The following is a 15,331-nucleotide window of genomic DNA, read 5'->3' as shown; positions in this document are numbered from 1 at the left end:
GGCCCTGCCGTTGGGCAGGGAAGTGGCCGTTTTATTTGCCTTGCCAGTTGGCCGGTCGTTTCTCCATAAAGGCGCGCATACCTTCCTTGGCATCGTCGGAGCCCATGATGGTGGGCACGGCCTGCTGGGTTTTCTGCCACAGTTCTTCTTCGCTGCATTCCGCTGCCGCTTTGCACAGTGCCAGACTATGATCAACAGAGAGGGGGGCATTGGCGGCGATTTCTTCGGCCAATGCGGTGGCCGTGCTGATAACCTGACCGGGTTCAGCCACGGCATTAACCAGGCCAAAATGCAGGGCCCGCTCGGCGGTCATGGGGCGGCCGGTCACCGCCAGCTCGATGGCAATGGCTTTGGGCAATGAGCGGCCAACCCGAAAGGCGCCACCGGCTGCCGCGATTAAGCCGCGTTTGGGCTCAGGCAGACCCAGCTGGCTGTCGCGGCTAATCACCGCCAGGTCGCAGGCCAGCAGTAGTTCAAAACCGCCGCCAAAGGCCAGTCCATCCACAGCGGCAATCCAGGCCTTGCTGCGGGGCTCGTGAACAAATCCCGCAAAGCCGCCAGTTTTGGTGGTCAGTTTGTGGCCGCGCCCGGCGCTGACCTCCGCCAGATCAGCGCCGGCGCAGAAGGTTTTACCATTGGCGCAGAGAATGGCCACCCGCAACTGGGGGTCGTTCTCCACCGTATGAACGGCATTTTGCAAGCCTTCGGCAATGTCGCCACTGATCACGTTGTGCTTATCGGGCCGGTTCAGGGTGACCTTGGCAATGTGAGGGCTCAGGCGTTCGAACAGCAAATGGGCTTCTGACATGATGAGATTCTCGGCTATTTTTTATGGTGGGGAAGCAAAGTGTGGGTCGCGCTTCCAAATCATATATATGATTGCTATTATATATATCTAAATAGTTAAGACAAGCTGAACCAAAGGTGAGTCGCGGTATGGCTCCCGAAGCGTGTACACAGGCAATAGCAATAACAAGGCTGGCCGCAAGATCAGGCGCGGCGGTCAAGGCGGCAGACTCAATTCTGCGGAGTAATGTATGAATTTCGATTTTTCAGATGATCAGCGCATGCTGGCCGACCACGCGCGCAAGTTTCTCAGCGAATCCTGCGACCCGGAGGGTCTGCGCCGTCATGTCGATAGCGGTACGGATTACGACGAAGCCCTGTGGCAGCAAATGGTGGAGTTGGGTTGGCCAGCCATCGCTATTCCTGAGGAGCAGGGTGGTCTGGGAATGGGCGCTCTGGAGCTCTGTGTGCTGGCTGAGGAGGTGGGCCGGGTACTGGCGCCGACGCCCTTTTTCAGCACGGTGTGTTTGGCCGCAGAGATATTGAAACGCTGTAACAATGACGAGGCTGCAGAGCTTTTGGCTCAGATCGCCTTGGGCGAAGCCATTGTAGCGGTGGATTTGCTGTCTACTGAACTGCAAATGAATGACCGAAGTACGGTCAGTGGTTCGCTACCCGCCGTGGCCTCTGCCCGCAGTGCCAGTCATTTGATTGCACCGGCAAAGTGCGCTGGCAATACCGTGCTGGTGATGTTGGACACCATGTCAGAGGGCTATCAAGCATCTCCTCTGCCCGACGGTATCGATGAACTGGCGAGCTACCAGCGCGTGGCCCTGGAGTCAGTACCGGTGACCCTGCTGGAGAGTGAGCAAAGCGCGGCAAACCTGCTTGAAACCATTATCAATCAGGCCGCTGTTCTCACGGCATTTGAGCAAATTGGTGGCGCTGAAGTGGCTTGTTATATGGCCCGGGATTATGTGCTGGAACGCTATGCTTTCGGCCGCCCGGTGGGCGGCTATCAGGCGGTCAAGCATCGTCTCGCCGATATGATGATCAAGATTGAGCTGGCCCGCTCCAACGCCTACTTCGGTGCCTGGGCGATGTCGGCTGGCGGGCCGGAACTGCCCCTTGCCGCTGCCGTTGCCCGGGTGAGTGCCACCGAAGCCTACAACTTTGCCGCCGAAGAAAACCTGCATTTGCATGGTGGTATTGGTTATACCTGGGAGGCCAATTGCCACTTCTTTTACAAGCGGGCCCGCCTGCTGGCAATGAATCTTGGCAATATCGCCCACTGGTCCAAAAAGCTGCTGGCCGCTGCCTGAACGTAGGAGTCGAACATGGATTTTAACGATACCCCTGAAGAAGCGGCCTTCCGCCAACAAGTGCGGGACTGGTTGAGCGATGCCGCCAGCGATTACCGCCAACCGCTGGGTTTGTCCCCGGGCGACAGCCGTTTTGCCGAGTTGGGCCGCCAGTGGCAGAAGACCAAGGCCAAGGCCGGCTATGCGGCCATTTCCCTGCCCAAGGAGCAGGGTGGTATGGGCGGCAACGCCATGCAGGAGGTAATCTTTGCCGAGGAAGAAGGGCGCTATCATGTGCCGGTTGGCCCCTTCGTCGGTATTGGCTGCCACCTTGCCGTGCCCACTATCTATACCCACGGTACAGCTGAACAGATCGAACAGTTTGCCCATAAAACTCTGATGGGGGAGCTGCTGTGGTGTCAGATGTTTTCCGAGCCCGCTGCCGGCTCCGATTTGGCGGGGCTGCGGACCAAGGCCGTTCGGGATGGTGACGACTGGGTGATCAACGGCCAGAAGGTCTGGACCTCCTGGGCCCATACCGCCGACTGGGGCATTCTGGTGGTGCGCACCGATGCTGATGTGCCCAAGCACAAGGGCCTGACCTATTTCCTGCTGGATATGAAAAGTCCGGGCATTGATGTTCGCCCCATCAAGCAGATTTCCGGTGAGTCGGAATTCAATGAAGTCTTTCTGACGGATGTGCGGATTCCCGACCGCTATCGTCTGGGCGAGGTCAACGGCGGCTGGAAGGTGGTGATGACCACCCTGATGAACGAACGATTGAATGTTGGCGGCGAGTCCAAGGGGCTGCCCAGTGTCGACGAGCTGCTTGAGGTAATGCGCGAGGCGGGGGGCGAGGCGGCCCCCTACCAGCTGGAAGTGGCCCGTCATGTCGCCACCGACCAAGGCTTGAAAAACTTCCGCGCCCGCTTGCTGACCAGTGTGTCTCGGGGCGAAACCCCCAGTGCCATGTCCAATATGGGCAAGCTGGTTTACGCCAATATGCTGCAAGATATTTCGGCCATCGCCGGTGATGTACTGGGTATGGACAGCGCCTTCTTCGCTGACGATAACGAACGCAGTAAAAAGTTTCAGTACGGTTATATCTGGGCCTCGGCCCTGCGCATTGCCGGCGGCACCGACGAGATTCTGCGTAACCAGATTGCCGAGCGGGTGCTCGGCTTGCCCGGCGATATCCGGGTAGATAAAGACGTGGCCTTTGCCAAATTGCCGGCGGGACGATAGTGGGGATGAACCGAACGTGAGTCGGGTGGGTTTCAGCACTGGTAGTCCGAAGGGCTGGCGCCGGTCCACTGTTTGAAGGCCCGACTGAAGGAACGAGGTTCGCTAAAGCCGAGCTGCTCCGCCACTTCGGCCACAGAGAGTTTTTGAAAGCGCAGCTTGTCGATGGCCGTGTCACAGCGCACGTCGTTGAGAATTCGCTGAAAGCTGGTGGCCTCGCTGTTGAGGTGGCGATGCAGGGTAGCCTGGGTTAGATGCAGCGTCTGGGCCACGGTGCTCAGCGTGGGTGGCGGCTCGCCCTGACGCAGGGCATTGAAGATCAGTGAGCGCACATGGGAGGCCACCTGAACCTGTTCTTCCGGCCATTGGACCACACCGCTTTCGACCGCGGTCTGACGTAGGGACAGCCATTCATTGCGGCTGCGCAGAATGGGAAGGGCCAGGTACTTGCGGCTGAACACTACCGCATTGCGATCGCAGTTGTCCTGCCAGTCGCTGCGCAGTTGATAGACAAGGCGATGGCGCTTCGCCGGTTCGGCAAAGGCCAGCTGTACCGATTTGACCGGGATGAGTTGGTCGATCATCCAGCTGAATACCCGGTGGAGGTAGTTCAGCCAGTAATCGACCAGAAAATGATGGGGGTCGCGCCCCGGGTCCAGACCCGACAGCACCAGGGCAATATCGTCGCCCTCATCCATAAGCTCCATGCGCAGGTCGTCGCTGACCAGGCGCATAAAGCGCAGGCTCTGGGTCATGGCGGCACCGAGGGTGTCATTGCCCAGAGCGATCTCGATCATCATGCTGGTGACGCCGGGTTTGACCGGGTGCTGCCTGAGCCCGAAAAACTCATCGCTGAGGGGCTGCGGTAGTCGGGCCAGCAGTTGGATGTACTGGCTGCGGGAAACTTCACCAAGTTGATCGACAATGGTGGGATCAATACCGGCCTCCCGCAGTAGAGCGGGCACCGGTAGCCCAGCATTGGCGGGGCCGGGAAGCAACCTGAGGACCGCCATGCGGTAGTTGAAGGCGGCCTGCAAAGCCAGGGGCGCGTCGTGATCGGTGATATGCATATTTTGGTGAGTCGGATTGCGAATTGTTGTCCTTCCGGCCAGGCCTAAGTCGAGACATAGTGGGTGGGAGTATAACTTACCCCGGAGATAATAAATTTTGAAAACCGCTGTGACAGACATGCTCGGAATTGAATTACCGGTGTTTGCCTTTTCCCACTGCCGGGATGTGGTGGTGGAAGTCTCGAAGGCCGGCGGCATGGGCGTGCTGGGCGCCAGTGGCTTTCCACCCGAACGTCTTGAAGAAGAGCTTGCCTGGATTGATGCCCATGTGGACGGCAAACCCTATGGCGTCGATCTGCTGATTCCCAACACTTACGAGAAGCGGGCGGTGGGCAAGCTGGATATTGCCAGTCTGATTCCCAAAGAATTTTCCGAGTTTCTAGCACGCAAATGCGATGAGGCCAATATACCGCCTTTGCCCGAAGCCGAAGCCAAGGCGCTGCTTAAAGAACAGCTGGATAAGGTTCAAATGACGCCGGAAGAGGCGACGGGACTACTGGATGTGGCTTTACGCCACCCAATCAAACTGCTGGTCAATGCCTTGGGTACCCCGCCCCGGGAAACGGTGAAGATGATTCAGGATCGCGGCATTCGTGTGGCCAGCCTGATTGGCAAGGTCGACCATGCCCGTGCCCAGGTAGAGGCGGGGGTGGACTTTGTGGTGGCCCAGGGCAGCGAGGCTGGTGGTCATACCGGCAATATCAGTTCCATGGTGCTGTGGCCACAAGTGATTGATGCGGTGGCGCCTATGCCGGTGCTGGCGGCGGGGGGTATTGCCCGGGGTTCGCAAATGGCGGCGGCCATAACCATGGGGGCGGCGGGGGTGTGGACCGGCTCTATCTGGCTGGGCACTGCCCAGAGTGAGCTTGAGCCCAAACTCAAGCAGCGGCTGTTTGCGGCCAAATCCGAAGATGCTATCCAATCCCGGGCAATGACCGGTAAACCCTGCCGGATGCTGCGCAGCGAATTCAGTGAGATGTGGCAGCAACCGGGAGCGCCGGCAACGCTGCCCATGCCGCTGCAAACCATTGCCACGGCAGAGATGCGTATGCGTATCCAGCGAGCGGGTGTCGAGCCCTATATGAGCTATCCGGTGGGGCAGGTGGTGGGAGATATGAACAGCGAAACCTCCGTCCGTCAGGTGGTGATGACGATGCTGGAGGAATTCCTTGATGCCGCTGGTTGGCTGACAATGTTGGTTGAGGAAAGTATATGAATATTGAGTTAAGTCCGGCCCAGGAAGCATTCCGGCAGCGGGTACGCGACTACATGAGCCAGCAAATGATGACGGCGGATTTCATCGCCGAGTTGGCCAATGAGGAGTTCAGCCATGGCGGCGGGCCAGTGTATTGGCAAAAAATGCGCCAGCTGGGTGAGGACGGCTGGATTCGATACTCCTGGCCCAAAGAATTGGGCGGTGCCGGGGCGGACCCGGTGGAACAGTACCTGCTGGTGGATGAGGCCAAGCGGTCGGGTTTTCCCTGGCCGGCCCTGTCGGCCAATTCCATCGGTCCGGTGTTTGCCAAGCATGCCCAGCCCGAAATTCGCGAGCGCATCGTCGCCGAAATTATGAACGGCGAGGCCTATTTGGCCATCGGCTATTCCGAGCCCTCCGCGGGCAGCGACCTGGCCTCGTTACGCACCCGGGCAGAGCGGGACGGCGATGACTGGATTATCAATGGCCAAAAAATCTGGACCAGTTGCGCCAATTTCTCCCAATACATCTGGTTGGCGGCCCGCACCGATCCCGATCCGGCCAAGCGTCATAAGGGGCTCACCGTGTTTCTGGTACCCACCGACAGCGTGGGTTATTCCTGCACGCTGATTCGCACCATGGGGGTGTTGACCACCACCACTTATTATCAGGACGTGCGTATTCCCGATACTTACCGGGTCGGCGAGATCAACGGCGGCTGGCCGTTGATTACCGGTCAGCTCAATGTTGAACGCCTGTCGCTGGTCAGCTACGGCCATGTGGCCAAGCTTTACGACGAAACCCTGAAGTTCCTGCGGGGCGATGCAGACTACCAGGAAAGTCTGAGTTTTCCCTGGGTGCAGCGCAATCTGGCCCTGGCCAATGCCCGCTTATCGGCCCTGAAACTGATGTGTCTGAAAAGTGCCTGGAAAATTGAGCAGGGCGCCAGCGGTATGGTGGAAGCCTCGGCCACCAAGGTCTTCGGCTCCGAGCTTTACATCGAATTGGGCAGACTGATGGCGGAAATCCTGGCGCCGCTCAGTAACCTGCGCGGGGACGATGCCGTGTTGAAGGGCTTGATGGAGCACTGGTATCGCAAGGGCACGGTGCACACCTTTGGCGGTGGCGCCAACGAATTGCAGCGCAGTATTGTCGCAACGGCAGGCCTGGGTCTGCCCCGGGGCTAGAGGATAGAACCATGGATTTTTCCCTTAACGAATTTCAGCGAGAGATCGCCGATCTCAGCAACAAGGTGCTGGCGGATTATTGCAATCAGGACCGTCTGCGGGATGCCGAAAGTAAAGATTATTTCGACCCGGAGCTGTGGCAGCAAATGGCAGAGGCTGGCATGTTGGGTCTGGCTTTGCCCGAGGCAGTGGGCGGTATGGGCCAGGATTTTGAAACCCTGATGATATTGCTGGAACAACTTGGTCGCCACGTGGCGCCCCTGCCGGGGGTCGCCGTTCTGGCTACCGCCAGTCAGTCCCTGCTGCCCTATCTCGACGTGGCGGGTGTGCAGGAAGCTCTCAGTACCCTGAGCAGCGGCAAGGGCTTGCTGAGCTGCGCTCTGGCAGAAACTGGTCTGCAGGGAGGCAACAAGGTAGAGACCCGGGCGGAAGGCAGTGGCTCGCAAGTCGTTCTGCACGGTGGCAAAAGCCGTGTACCCGGGGGGATGCAGGCCAGCCATTGCTGGACCCTGGCCCGCCATGGCGATGCACTCGGCATTTATATTTTTGCCTGCGCCCAGGAGGGTGTGCAGCGCCGGCCCCAGCAAACCACCAGCGGTGAAGCCCTGGCCCAGTTTACCTTAGCGGGTGCCCGAGCCGAGCTGGTAGCAACAGGGGAGGCGGTAAATGGCATTCTCACCACCGCTCGTCATGCCCAGCGGGCAGCGTCGGCGGCCTACGCCACCGGATTGTGCGAAGGCATGATTACCCTGGCCAGTGCGCACTGCAGTGAGCGTAAGCAGTTTGGCAAGCCTCTGGGTAGTTTTCAGGCAGTGGCCCATCAACTGGCAGATTGCTATATCGACAAGGAATGCCTGAGGGCGGCCAGCGAAGCCGCCGCCTGTCAGCTTCGGGACGGGGGTGATGCCAGCGAAGCCTGTCTGGTTGCCGCCTACTGGGCGACCGAGGCCCTGCACCGCATCAGTCATCGCTGCCAGCAGGTTCACGGCGGCACCGGCGTGGATCGGGACTACCCTTTGTACCGGTACAGCCTTCAGGCAAGACAGGTGGAAATGGACCTGGGCGGACAGAGCCGCATTCTGGCGGAGCTGGGTAAAGATATTGCTGGGCAAAAGGTGGCCTGAGTGCACTGGCTTTACAGTGCAGCTTAAACGCTACGTTTGTTTAGAAGGCGCTATGCCAATGAATGACAAAATAAGGATCAAATAATGGCCGAATTATTGACAACAGAGTTGCCCTTGCAAGGCTTGCGGGTGATCGACCTGGCCGATGGCAAGGGTGAAATGTGTGGCCGACTGCTGGCGGACCTCGGTGCCGACGTGATACTGGTCGAGCCCCCGGGGGGATTTGCCTCGCGGCAGAAGGCGCCGTTGCTGGGCGGTGAAAGCCTGCATTTTGCCAGTCATCACGCCAACAAGAAGAGCGTTTGCCTCGATTTACAGTCCGCCGAGGGCAAGGCGGCGTTCCTGGCCTTGGTGGACAGCGCTGATATCCTCATTGAAAGCCGCCGCCCTGGTGAAATGGCCGAATTGGGCTTGGATGCCGATACCCTGCGGGGACGTCGCGCCGACCTCATTATTCTGTCCATTTCCGACTTTGGTCAGACCGGCCCCTATCGGGACTACCAGGCCAGCAATGCGGTGCAGCTGGCCATGGGCGCGGTGCTGGCCCGCTCGGGAATCGCTGGCAATCGCCCCTTATTGCCCCCCGGTGAATTGGCGCTGGAAACCACAGCTGTTCAGGCCGCCTGGGTTGCCCTGTTAGGATATTGGCAGAAGCTCCATACTGGCACGGGCAACACCATGGACTTCTCCATTTTAGAAGCCACGGCTCAGGTTATCGATCCGGGCCTGGGGGTAACCGGTAGCGCCGCTGCCGGTCGCAGCGCCAACGAATTGGCGCCCTATGGTCGTCCACCGGTGGGCTTTTTGTACCCCATCTTCCCCTGCGCCGATGGCCACGTGCGGATCTGTGTGCTCAACCCCCGCCAGTGGCAGGGCATGTGTGGCTGGTTGGGTGATGATCATCCCTTTACCGACCCCAAGTACGGCAATATCGGCGTTCGTTTTAAAGAAATTAAACAGATCAACGCGCTGATTGCGGCGCTGTTTGCCGATAAAGCCGGCGAAGAACTGGTGGCTGAAGGCCAAAAGCGGGGTGTGCCCATTGCCGCCGTCGCCACCCCCGAGCAGGTGCTGAACGACAGTCACTTCAATGCCCGGGGCGCCTTTGTCGAGCTGCCGGTGGCCGGTCGGCAGGGCAAACTCCCCAGCGGTTATGTTGAGATTGACGGTCAGCGTATGGGGCTGCGAGAGCCTGCCCCAACGTTGGGGCAGGACAATGAATTGCTATCTGGCCTGCTGCCCAGACCGGCAGCCCAAGTGACCGGGTCGGCGAAGCGTCGGCCACTGTCGGGCATTCGGGTGCTGGATTTGGGCGTGATTGTTGCCGGCGCGGAATCCGGGCGGATTTTTGCCGACCAGGGCGCGGAAGTCATCAAGGTGGAAAATACCGCCTTTGCCGACGGTTTGCGACAAACCTCGGCGGAAGGGGTGGCCATCAGCCAGTCCTTTTGTCAGGGCTCCCGCAATAAAAAGTCCTTTGGTCTGAACTTGCGCAGCCCCGAGGGCATTGCCATTTTTCACCAGTTGGCGAAAGACGCGGATGTGGTCTTATCCAATTTCAAGCCCGGCACCCTGGAATCTCTTGGGATTGGTTACGACGATCTTAAAGCGCTTAACCCTGGCATTATCGTGGTGGAAAGCAGCGCCCTCGGTAATACCGGACCGCTGGCCAAAAGCATGGGCTACGGCCCCCTGGTGCGTGCGGCCTCGGGCCTGACTGGGCTGTGGTGCTATCCGGAGTTGGATAACAGCTATAGCGACAGTATTACCATCGTGCCCGATCACTTTGCCGCCAGAGTGTCAGGCGTAGCGATTCTGGCAGCGCTGATTCGGCGTGAGCGCACCGGTGTGGGCGGGCGCATTGCCGTTTCCCAGGCCGAGACACTTCTCAATGTATTGGCTGCCCCCTTGCTGCGGGAATCCCTGCAGCCGGGTTCATTGAAGCCACTGGGCAACACCATTGAATTCAGCAGTCCAGGGGGCGTCTTTCCCTGCGCGGGGGATGATATGTGGTGTGTGATCGATGTCGACAGTGACCCCGCGTGGCTGGCCCTGTGCGAAGCGATGGGGCGCAGGGACCTTGCCCAGGACCCGCATTACGCCAATGCCGAAGGTCGCATCGCCCACCGGGAAATTCTGGAAGCGGCGGTTGCTGACTGGACGGCTAAACACGATGCCCTGGCGGTGATGGAGCAGCTCCAGGCGGCAGGGGTGAAGGCGGGCAAAATGCATCGCCTCAGCGATTTTGACGACAACCCCCACCTCAACGCTCGCAATTTTTTCCGGCATTTTGAGCAACCCGGATTTCCGACGGTATTGCAGACCGAGAACGGCCCCGTCAGCTTCAGCGATTTGCCCGAGCCGGAGATTCGACCCGCACCCTTCCAGGGTCAGCACACTCGGGAACTGGCTGCGACGTTGCTGGGTTTTGATGCAGAAAAAATCGAACAACTGGTTGCCGATGGCGTACTGGAAGTTATGAAAGAAAACGAATTTATCACCGCGTAATCAATTCAACGCAAACCGGGTTGTTGCAGGCGAACAAGTGTTGGCGCCAACCCAAACGGAGAGAGGAAGTTGCTATGAAACCCTTTATTTTTAGTGCCGATGCCCACGTTACCGAACCGCTGGATATTTTCACCAGTGCCCTACCGGAAAGCATGATGGACCGGGCCATTACCATGACTCCCATCGACGGCTATGTGTGCAGTAAAGTCGGTGACAAAGTTGTCCACCGCATTAAGATGGGCGGTGATCGTGCCGACGAAACCGGTATGCACGAGCCCGGCGAAAAGCGCAGTGGCTCCCATCATATCGACCGTCGCATCGAGGATATGGAGCGGGATGGCATCGATGCCGAGCTGATCTTCCCGTCGCTGGGACTGATCATTTATTTCATTGAAGAGGCCGATGTCGAGGCGGAAAGCTGCCGCATCTATAACAACTGGTGCCACAGTCATTTCAGCGAAAACCTGGACCGTTTCGTCCCCTCTGCCATCCTGCCTTGCAGAGACTTGAATGAAGCGGTGAAAGAAATCGATCGCATTGCCGATATTGGCTATACGGCGGCGATGCTGCCGGTGGTCACTCCTGAAGGCGTGCCCAAGTACAACGATCCTGTCTGGGAGCCGGTGTTTGCCAAGGCCGGTGAGCGTGGTGTAGTGATCATTCTGCACGCCGGGACCGGCCTGGAAGACTTTGCCCCCGAGCGCGGTGCCGGTGGCGCGGTGATTAACTACACCCGCCTGATGTGCGATGCTCAGGAAGCCATTTACTACCTGGTGGCCAGCGGCATTCTCGATCGCAATCCCGATACCAAAGTGGCCTGTATTGAAACCGGTGCTTCCTGGCTGGCGGCCCTGTCCGAGCGGATGGACGAGGTGTTTGATGCCCACAGCTTCTTTGTTCGCCCCAAGCTGGGCCGTCGTCCCTCTGAAATTGTCCGGGATCAGGTCTATGTTTCCTTCCAACACGATAAAGCCTGTGTCCTGTCGAGGGAGATCACTGGCGTGCAGGCGTTATTGTGGGCTTCAGACTATCCCCACATGGAAGGTACCTTCCCCCATTCACAGAAAGTGATCAAACACATTTTCGATGGCGTGGATATCTCCGATGAAGACAAGGCGGCGATTCTGGGTCTGAATGCGGCCAAGTTGTTCCGCCTCCAGAACCCGGCTGTCGCATAGACGATGGCAGAATACTCCCGGCACCGTTTTCGGGGCAGTGCTGGGAATGTCTTACGGGCGATAACTTGCGTGGTGATTATTTCTGATGGATTCAGGGTCGTCAGGTAGCAATCTATCTATCTCGGGAAAGTTTCCACCCAGATTGAAGTCATTACCGTACTTGTAAATCTGCATCCCTGTTCAAATCCCGATTTCGCAGCGGCTGCTCTTTTAGATGGGACTAAGGGGATTTTCCCCATGGCTGTTTTTGAGGAGGCATCCGGAGATATCAGGGTGACCATGCTCCCGGTACTTTCCAGTAGCGCTATTTCGTCTCGAAGATTGCTGCGGGGGAGGGCGGGGTTGTCTACGCCTGCTGGCGAAATGATCAGTACATTTTTTGTACCTTTGGCGAAGTCGGCTTTTTCGCCAGACCGGATGCCCCCATCATCGTAATGCTCGTCATCGATGCTAACGCAGGGCCAAATGCCCGGCACGGCGCAGCTTGCCGCTACCGCATCGATCAGATGGGCTCCAGCCTATTGGCTTAAAGAATATCGCGGCAAGGCGCTATTTTTTCTTGGCGGTTTTGTAGAAGGGGTAAAACAACTGCTCCAGATAATGGGTATTATCAATATTTTTGCCAATGATGCCGTAATGTTGGGGCCGCTCCGCCGGTATATAGAGTGTGCCAAACAGTCGGTCATAGAAACTGAACAGGGTACAGAAATTGCGGAAGGCTTTGCCTTCCTTGCCGTAGCCATGATGGGCGTGGTGTAGCTTTGGCGTAATAAAAATCAACTCAATTGCCTGCACAATTCTGGGACCAAAGGGCAGATACTTGGCGATGGTATCGTCCCATCGAAAGTTAGTATGGGTCAGGGTATTCCAGGTCATGATGGTGACAAAAAACAGCGTCGCCGCTTCCTGCATTCCCAGATAAAAGCCCAGCGCAATCATCCAGGAATAGGGCTGCACCAGCGGCCAGAACACATTGTAACGGGACATCACCGACAGGTTAAAAAGCGGGCACTGTGATGGGTGGCATGCATGTTAAACAAATGGGGATGTTTGACCGGGTTGTGGGCCGCCCTGTGTATCCAATAAAACAGAAATTCGCCAATCAGCAGCAGTCCCAGCACACCAGCCCAGACCGGGGTCTCGCTGAGGCTGCCCTGTAGACTGGGCATGAGCTTTCCCCATGCCCATGGCGGCGGCCAATAGCGGCGCAACCAGGGTGCGACCGAACAGAAAAGAGCCGCCGGTGATGATCAGATCTTCCCGGCGGTAAACATGACGGTGGCGGCCTTTGATGATCTCAAGCAGCAATAATACCAGGGTCAAGACAATGACGGACAGCTGGGCAGACATGGATTTCTCCTTTTGGGATTCTGGTTATAGGCACCATGTTGCGCTAGGGTTTATGATGTGTCCAATGTAAAAAAAGTGTTATCTTGATGAGTAATAATCATGGATCTGCGCAAGCTGAAGCATGCTCTGGCACTGGCGGAAACCGGCAACTACGCCCGGGCTGGCAAAAAGTTATTTATTACCCAATCGGCTCTGAGTCGCAGCATTCAGGCCCTGGAGTCAGAACTGGGAATGATGCTTTTTGAGCGCCACTCCAACGGCGTGAGGGTGACAGTGGCGGGACAGGAGGTGCTTGCCGGGGCACGGGATCTGTTGCGTCACGCCAATAGTCTGGAGCGCAACGTGGCCTTGATGCGTAATGTCGAGCTGGGAAAACTGCAGTTTGGTGTTGGCCCCGTGCCGGCCCACGTTTTGTTGCCCAGGGTCATGTCTGGAGCTGCCAGGGAGAAGCCGGGTCTGCAGGTGTCGGTTCAGATACAGTCCGCCGCGAAGTTGGTTGAGCTGTTGCGGAGCAGATTGAATTTCTTATTGCCGATGCGGGACAACTGTCTGACTACAGTGGGCTGAGTATTCAAGCACTTTGCCAGCATAAGGGCGGGCTGTTTGTGCGTGGCGACCACCCGCTGGCAAGCAAAGGCCGGATTGCTGCCGCCGACCTGAAGGCATTCCCGCTGGCCTCGCCGGCAGTGGGCGGCATTGATGTCAATCAGATGCTTCACGACAGCAGTGGCAAGCCGGTGCAATGGCAGGGGCATTTTGTTTGCGAAGATATTGGCGCCCTGAAAACCATAGCCATGGAATCTGCTGCGGTATTGATGCTGTCTGACCTGGCTTTGGAGCGTGAGCTTCAAGGGGGAGAATTGCTGCGAATCAATCCCGATGATATTGAGCAGAACTGGTCAATCACACTGGCTGTCGCTTTTCTTGCCGGACGTAGGCCGTCACCTGCTGCAGTGCAAGTGGTTCAACAGATTAAGCATATCCTGTTGAGCTTTGGTACTGTGTCTGCGGCTTCTGAAGTGGTCTAATACTGCCGGACACTTCGTTAAGCGAGTTAGGAAACCTTTGCACAACCTTGGAAAGCCCAGACTGAGCGGGAAGCTAGCCGAGAGCGCTACCTTCCCAAATGTGCGAAACATAATTTACGTATCTACGCTTTCTACCCTGTTCACCACACCAGCTGCAGATTGCGCATGCCCATAACCGGTCCAGCTGCCAAAACCGGCGTCGTCGATGGATCTTCACCGAACTCAGGCATACGTTTGCACCATTCCTGATAGGTCAACGCAAGTTCGATGCGCGCCAAATGCGCGCCGAGGCAGTTGTGGGGGCCGGTATTGAAAGCGACGTGGCGACTGCTGCCCTTTCGGTCAAGTTCGAAATCCAAAGGGTTTTCGAAGGCTTTCTCGTCGAGGTTGGCGGGAATCTGTGGAACGATAATGAGCTCGCCTTTCTTCATTAACTGACCATTGAATTCGTAGTCACATGCAAGAACCCGTCCAATATTGACGAATGAATAACGTCGTAATGACTCCTCGACAAAGTCGGGTGCTATTTCAGGGTTCTCGCGCAATTGCTGCTGGAGTTCTTTGTGGTTGGCAAGGTGGCGAAGACCAAATGACATGGCGTTCACCACGGTGTCCAGGCCAGCCAGGAACAGCAGGAGGCAATAGGCCTGGGCTTCTTCCATGGTAATGGGTCGGCCTTCGATCTCGGCATGGATAATCACGCTGATCAAGTCGTCTTCCGGGCTGGTTTGTCTGGCATGCAGTATCTCTGTCATCAAGCCGATGATTTTCATCATGGTGGGCATGCGCACTGCGGGGTCAGTTTCGGTAAGTGCGATCATGGCCCACTCGCGAAATTCATTCAGACGCTCGATGGGTAGCCCCATCATTTTCATGAAAACCGTAACTGGCAGTATTTCTGCAAACTCGGCGACAAAGTCGCAGGAGTTTTTTTTCGCGATTTCGTCGATGAGCTGGTTAGCCTGCATACGGATATCGCCTTCCAGCTTGCGCATGTGTCCCGGACTAAATTGTTTTGCGAGGACACTTCGATACTTGGCGTGCTCAGGTGGGTCAATATTGACAGGGATCAGACGATAGGCGCCATCGGTAGGGGGGACAGTGATCTGCTTGCTTGAGAAAACTTCTGTATTTCTCACCACTGCAACGTAGGCGTCATAGTTGGTAGTCACCCAAAAGCCGCCCAGGCAGGGGCTGTAAAACAGCCCGCCGGGAAACTTTTTTAATAGTTCAAGAAAGCGCGCTTCTGGAGCGATTAGTAAGCCTTCGTCGGTATTGTGATCAAACTGATATACGAGTTCGGAGGGAACGTGCTCTGGGATATTCATTTCATTAACTCCGTGCAAATAAGTCTCGCTAATA

General features: G+C 57.2%; 15 protein-coding genes. 9 read left to right on the top strand and 6 right to left on the bottom strand.

The features are described 5' to 3' along the window. Nucleotides 1-31 precede the first annotated feature (31 nt). A complete protein-coding gene (locus tag I6N98_RS13385) occupies nucleotides 32-808 on the bottom strand; it encodes an enoyl-CoA hydratase-related protein (protein ID WP_198568853.1) in 777 nt (258 codons plus the stop codon). Nucleotides 809-1,037: 229 nt separating this feature from the next. Between I6N98_RS13385 and I6N98_RS13380 the strand changes: the two genes are divergently transcribed. Together I6N98_RS13380 and I6N98_RS13375 are read left to right on the top strand one after the other, a co-directional pair. Then, the gene (locus tag I6N98_RS13380; RefSeq protein WP_198568852.1) at nucleotides 1,038-2,108 is read left to right on the top strand and encodes an acyl-CoA dehydrogenase family protein; all 1,071 of its coding nucleotides are present in this window, start codon (nucleotides 1,038-1,040) and stop codon (nucleotides 2,106-2,108) included. A gap of 15 nt (nucleotides 2,109-2,123) precedes the next feature. After that, the gene (locus I6N98_RS13375) at nucleotides 2,124-3,332 is read left to right on the top strand and encodes an acyl-CoA dehydrogenase family protein (RefSeq protein WP_198568851.1); all 1,209 of its coding nucleotides are present in this window, start codon (nucleotides 2,124-2,126) and stop codon (nucleotides 3,330-3,332) included. Nucleotides 3,333-3,364: 32 nt separating this feature from the next. Here I6N98_RS13375 and I6N98_RS13370 read toward each other — a convergent pair whose 3' ends face one another. Further along, nucleotides 3,365-4,399: an AraC family transcriptional regulator gene (locus I6N98_RS13370; protein WP_198568850.1), complete on the bottom strand. Its 1,035-nt coding sequence runs from the start codon at nucleotides 4,397-4,399 to the stop codon at nucleotides 3,365-3,367. Nucleotides 4,400-4,517: 118 nt separating this feature from the next. Between I6N98_RS13370 and I6N98_RS13365 the strand changes: the two genes are divergently transcribed. The 5 genes from I6N98_RS13365 to I6N98_RS13345 all read left to right on the top strand — a co-directional run bounded on the left by I6N98_RS13365 (nucleotide 4,518) and on the right by I6N98_RS13345 (nucleotide 11,591). Next, nucleotides 4,518-5,615: a nitronate monooxygenase gene (locus I6N98_RS13365; protein WP_198571659.1), complete on the top strand. Its 1,098-nt coding sequence runs from the start codon at nucleotides 4,518-4,520 to the stop codon at nucleotides 5,613-5,615. Beyond that, entirely contained in the window at nucleotides 5,612-6,781 is a 1,170-nt protein-coding gene (locus I6N98_RS13360; protein ID WP_198568849.1) for an acyl-CoA dehydrogenase family protein, read from the top strand. Before I6N98_RS13365 ends, I6N98_RS13360 begins: the two co-directional genes overlap by 4 nt. An 11-nt stretch (nucleotides 6,782-6,792) precedes the next feature. Continuing rightward, the gene (locus I6N98_RS13355; protein WP_198568848.1) at nucleotides 6,793-7,905 is read left to right on the top strand and encodes an acyl-CoA dehydrogenase family protein; all 1,113 of its coding nucleotides are present in this window, start codon (nucleotides 6,793-6,795) and stop codon (nucleotides 7,903-7,905) included. An 84-nt stretch (nucleotides 7,906-7,989) separates the two neighbouring features. Beyond that, complete coding sequence (locus tag I6N98_RS13350; RefSeq protein ID WP_198568847.1) at nucleotides 7,990-10,413, top strand: CaiB/BaiF CoA transferase family protein; 2,424 nt, start codon at nucleotides 7,990-7,992, stop codon at nucleotides 10,411-10,413. Between the two features lie 74 nt (nucleotides 10,414-10,487). Continuing rightward, on the top strand, nucleotides 10,488-11,591 hold the full coding sequence (locus I6N98_RS13345) for an amidohydrolase family protein (RefSeq protein ID WP_198568846.1): 1,104 nt from the start codon (nucleotides 10,488-10,490) through the stop codon (nucleotides 11,589-11,591). Between the two features lie 116 nt (nucleotides 11,592-11,707). Here I6N98_RS13345 and I6N98_RS18835 read toward each other — a convergent pair whose 3' ends face one another. Genes I6N98_RS18835 through I6N98_RS13330 form a run of 3 tightly spaced genes read right to left on the bottom strand, consistent with a single transcriptional unit; the run spans nucleotide 11,708 to nucleotide 12,941 of the window. Beyond that, nucleotides 11,708-12,094, bottom strand: coding sequence for a patatin-like phospholipase family protein (locus I6N98_RS18835; RefSeq protein WP_420497000.1), 387 nt, complete (start codon nucleotides 12,092-12,094; stop codon nucleotides 11,708-11,710). A gap of 46 nt (nucleotides 12,095-12,140) precedes the next feature. Then, nucleotides 12,141-12,578 carry a sterol desaturase family protein gene (locus tag I6N98_RS13335; RefSeq protein WP_198568844.1) on the bottom strand — a complete coding sequence of 146 codons (438 nt, stop codon included), beginning with the start codon at nucleotides 12,576-12,578 and terminating at the stop codon, nucleotides 12,141-12,143. A 45-nt stretch (nucleotides 12,579-12,623) separates the two neighbouring features. Further along, nucleotides 12,624-12,941 (bottom strand): hypothetical protein, encoded by a 318-nt coding sequence (locus I6N98_RS13330; protein WP_198568843.1) that lies wholly within the window; start codon nucleotides 12,939-12,941, stop codon nucleotides 12,624-12,626. A gap of 99 nt (nucleotides 12,942-13,040) precedes the next feature. Here I6N98_RS13330 and I6N98_RS13325 point away from each other — a divergent pair, with 99 nt between their 5' ends. Together I6N98_RS13325 and I6N98_RS13320 are read left to right on the top strand one after the other, a co-directional pair. After that, nucleotides 13,041-13,508 carry a LysR family transcriptional regulator gene (locus I6N98_RS13325; protein ID WP_198568842.1) on the top strand — a complete coding sequence of 156 codons (468 nt, stop codon included), beginning with the start codon at nucleotides 13,041-13,043 and terminating at the stop codon, nucleotides 13,506-13,508. Beyond that, nucleotides 13,457-13,969, top strand: a complete 513-nt coding sequence (locus tag I6N98_RS13320) for a substrate-binding domain-containing protein (RefSeq protein WP_198571658.1) — start codon at nucleotides 13,457-13,459, stop codon at nucleotides 13,967-13,969. The genes I6N98_RS13325 and I6N98_RS13320 overlap by 52 nt, the downstream gene beginning before the upstream one ends. 140 nt (nucleotides 13,970-14,109) lie before the next feature. On the opposite strand, the gene I6N98_RS13315 is transcribed toward I6N98_RS13320, so the two are convergent. Then, a complete protein-coding gene (locus I6N98_RS13315; RefSeq protein WP_198568841.1) occupies nucleotides 14,110-15,297 on the bottom strand; it encodes a cytochrome P450 in 1,188 nt (395 codons plus the stop codon). Nucleotides 15,298-15,331: the final 34 nt, after the last annotated feature.

The sequence above is a fragment of the Spongiibacter nanhainus genome, assembly GCF_016132545.1.
GTDB lineage: Bacteria > Pseudomonadota > Gammaproteobacteria > Pseudomonadales > Spongiibacteraceae > Spongiibacter > Spongiibacter nanhainus.
This window is presented reverse-complemented; position numbering and strand designations above follow the sequence as displayed.